Annotated in this window: 3 protein-coding genes; 1 reads left to right on the top strand and 2 read right to left on the bottom strand. The window is 77.2% G+C overall.

Annotation, left to right across the window (positions count from 1 at the left end; all coding sequences use genetic code 11):
* Window positions 1–117 precede the first annotated feature (117 nt).
* Both ACFV4G_RS40965 and ACFV4G_RS40960 read right to left on the bottom strand, forming a co-directional pair.
* Window positions 118–1,212, bottom strand: a complete 1,095-nt coding sequence (locus ACFV4G_RS40965; protein ID WP_380448285.1) for a PQQ-binding-like beta-propeller repeat protein — start codon at window positions 1,210–1,212, stop codon at window positions 118–120.
* Window positions 1,213–1,337: 125 nt separating this feature from the next.
* Window positions 1,338–2,216, bottom strand: a complete 879-nt coding sequence (locus ACFV4G_RS40960; RefSeq protein ID WP_380448283.1) for an SDR family oxidoreductase — start codon at window positions 2,214–2,216, stop codon at window positions 1,338–1,340.
* A gap of 165 nt (window positions 2,217–2,381) precedes the next feature.
* On the opposite strand from ACFV4G_RS40960, the gene ACFV4G_RS40955 reads away from it, so the two are divergent.
* A partial coding sequence (locus ACFV4G_RS40955; RefSeq protein WP_380448281.1) for a LysR substrate-binding domain-containing protein occupies window positions 2,382–3,314 on the top strand: 933 nt, incomplete at its 3' end.

The following is a 3,314-nucleotide window of genomic DNA, read 5'->3' as shown; positions in this document are numbered from 1 at the left end:
CCCGGCGCCGCCGGGCGGCGCGCCCCCACTCCGCCGCGGCGCTGCCTGCGGGGCCGGCGGGCCGGCCGGCCTGAGGGGGGGGGGGCGGGCCGCCGTGCTGCGTCGTGTGGCGGGACGTCAGGCCGACGGCACCGCGCCGAGCGCGTGGACGCCCCGGCGGCCGCCCTGGTAGACGGCGGTGCCGGTGGCGGCCAGGTAGATGCCGGTGCGCTCGTTGCCGGTGCGCTTCGGTTCGTCCTGCCAGCGGAGGTGGCCCGTCGCGAGGTCGTGGGCGTAGACGCGGTCGTCGTTCGTCCCGACGTAGACGGTGTCGGCGGTGGCCGTGACGGCGTTGCCGCCGAGGCCGAGGCCGCTGGGGACGGCGGCGGTCCAGCGGGTCCGGCCGGTGCCCGCGTCCAGGGCGGTCAGTCGCGGCCCGCCGAGCAGGAGGACCGTGCCGTCGGCCACCGCGAGCGGGCAGCCCGGGACGTCCTGTTCGGCCTGCTGCCAGCGGACCCGGCCCGTGGCGGCGTCCAGGGCGTAGACGGTCGAGGACTTCGTCGCCTGGTCGAAGTCCGCGGTGTACAGGACGCCGGAGCGGACGACGGGACCGGTGAACTGCCGGCCGACGGCGTTCTGCTCCCAGCGCTGCTGGCCGCTGTTCGCGTCGTGGGCGCGCACGCCCGCCGATTTCCCGGCCGTGTACACGGTGTCCCCGGCGACGGCCGGAACGCCCGAGGTGTCCGGCGGGCCGCTCCAGCGCAGTTCGCCGGTGGCCGCGTCGTAGGAGCGCAGGGCTCCCCCGTACGCCGCGAACACCCGGCCGCCGGCGACGGCCGGACCGTCGCCCCACTCGGCCGTCATGCTGTCGGGTTCCTCCGCCTGCCAGCGCACGGCGCCGGTCGCCGCGTCGAGGACCTGGAGGCGGGTCAGGCTGGTGGCGCACACCAGTCCGTCCGCGACGGCCATCGGGCAGCCGTCCAGTGTGTCGGCGTGGCCGGGGGTGGTGACCTCGCTGCTCCAGCGGACGGTGCCGGTGTGCGGGTCGAGGGCGCTCACCCTGCCGTCGTAGCCGGAGACGTACAGGCCGTTCTGCGCGCCGGTGTTCAGGGCGACCCGGCCGCCGGCGGCCGTCGTGCTCCAGATCCGCGGGCCGCGGGCGTCGTCCCGACGGGCCCACCAGCCGACGCTCGCCGCGACCGCGAGGGCGCCGGCGCCTCCCGCGGCGCCCACCAGCAGCCTCCTGCGGCCGGGGCGGGGCCGGGGCGGATCGTTCTGCGTTTCGTTCGAATTCACACCAGACTCGACTTCGTACACCGAGTTTTGGTTCCCGTGCCGGCACGTCGATTGACGGCGGATCAGGCGAAGTAGTGCCCCTGGTCGAGGTCCTCGACGAGGCCGGGCTCCACCGGGCGCCAGCCGAGCAGGTCGCGGGTCAGGGCTGCGGACGCCGACTGGTCGACGCCGAGGAGGGCGCCCAGGAAGCCGAACTCCTCGGGCGGGAGCGGGCCGGCGGGCAGGCCCAGCCGGCGGCCGATCAGCGTGGCGATCTCGCGGATCGGCACGCCCTCGTCGCCGATCGCGTGCAGGACCGATCCGGCCGGGGCCTCCTCCAGGGCGAGGCGGTAGAGCCGGGCGGCGTCCCGGACGTGGACGGCGGGCCAGCGGGTGGAGCCGTCCCCGACGTACCCGGAGACGCCCTTCTCGCGGGCGAGCCGGATCAGGGTCGGGACGAAGGCCTGGTCGCCCTCGCCGTGCACGCTGCGCGGCAGCCGGACGACGGACGGGCGGACGCCCCGGGCCGCGAGGTCCAGCGCCGCGCGGGCGTTCGCGTCCCGGCCGGCCGCCGGGGTGCCGGGGGTGGCGCGGTCGCGCTCGGTCGCGGCGCGGCCCGGTGCCGCGGGCGTTCCGGAGCTGACGACGAAGGGCTTTCCGGTGCCCTCCAGCGCGGCGCCCAGCACGGCGATGGCGCGCCCGTCGACGCGGACCGACTCCTCGAAGCGGCTGAAGTCGTGGATGAAGGCCAGGTGGACGACCCCGTCGGCCGCCGCCGCGCCGGCGCTCAGGCTCCCGGGGTCGTCGAGCGCTCCGCGGTGCACTCCGGCCCCGGCCGCCTCCAGCGCCGCCGCGGACCGGTCGGAGCGGGCGAGCCCGACGACCTCGTGGTCGGCGGCCAGCAGTTCGCGGACCACGGCACTGCCGATGAAGCCGGTGGCTCCGGTGACGAACACGCGCATGATGCATTCACTCCTCGTGGGTACGGCTCGGTGCCTCCAGCGTCGGCGGGTGGGGCGGCCGCCGTCCAAGTCCTGTTCCGGATCGCGCAATACGGATCAGGCATCACCACTGGTCGGAGTGCTGTTCGAAGACGACCCCCAGGGAACCGGGCTTACGCTGGGGACATGGCCGACCCATCCCCGCCGGACCTCGACCTCCGCCTCGTGCGCTACTTCACCGTGGTCGCCGACCACCGCAACTTCGGCCGCGCCGCCGCCGAGCTGCGCGTCGCCCAGCCCTCGCTCAGCCGGCAGATCCGCCGCCTGGAGCAGCAGCTCGGCGCGCAGCTGCTCGACCGCACCCCGCAGGGCAGCCGACTGACCGAGGCGGGCGAGGTGTTCCTGCCCCGCGCCAGGGCGCTGCTGCGCTCGGCCGCGCAGGCCGCCGCCCACACCCGGGCCGCCGCCGAGCCGAGCCGGATCACCGTCGGCTACACGGCCAACCTCATCGTCACGCCGGCCGTGCGCGAGCTGCGCCGGCGCCACCCGGACGCCGACGTGCACACCCGGCACCTGGCCTGGAACGACGCCCGCCAGGCCCTCCTGGAGCACCGGGCCGACGCGGTCGTCACCCGCCTGCCGCTCAGGACGGACGGGCTGCACGTGACCGTCCTGCACGACGAGCCCCGGGCCCTCGTGGTGCCGGCCTGGCACCGCCTGGCCGGCCGGGCGTCCGTCACCCTCGACGACATCGCCGACGAGCCGCTCCCCCGGGTCTCCGACCCGGCCTGGGACGCCTTCTGGCGGATCGACCCCCGCCCGGACGGCCGCCGGGCGCCCGACGGGCCGCTCGTCGCGGCGAACGAGGACAAGTTCGAACTCGTCGCCGACGGCCGGGCGGTGGCCCTCGTCCCGATCGGCCCCGGGCGGTCCGCGCCGCGCCCGGACCTGGTCGTCGTCCCGATGGAGGGCGTCCAGCCGAGCCACGTCGTGCTGGCGGTGCGGGCCGGCGAGCGCGGCCGCCTGGTCGCCGCCTTCGGGTCGGCGGGGGGGGCGCGGCGGACGGGCGCGCCGGGGCCGCAGCGGGGGGTCACGGCGCGGAGGGGCCGCCGGGAGTCA

The organism is Kitasatospora sp. NPDC059747 (genome assembly GCF_042732955.1).
Taxonomy (GTDB): Bacteria; Actinomycetota; Actinomycetes; order Streptomycetales; family Streptomycetaceae; genus Kitasatospora.
This window is presented reverse-complemented; position numbering and strand designations above follow the sequence as displayed.

Coding starts and splice junctions, on each gene's coding strand:
- ACFV4G_RS40960 (WP_380448283.1), bottom strand. CDS start 2,216: ATGCGCGTGTTCGTCACCGGAGCCACCGGCTTCATCGGCAGTGCCGTG.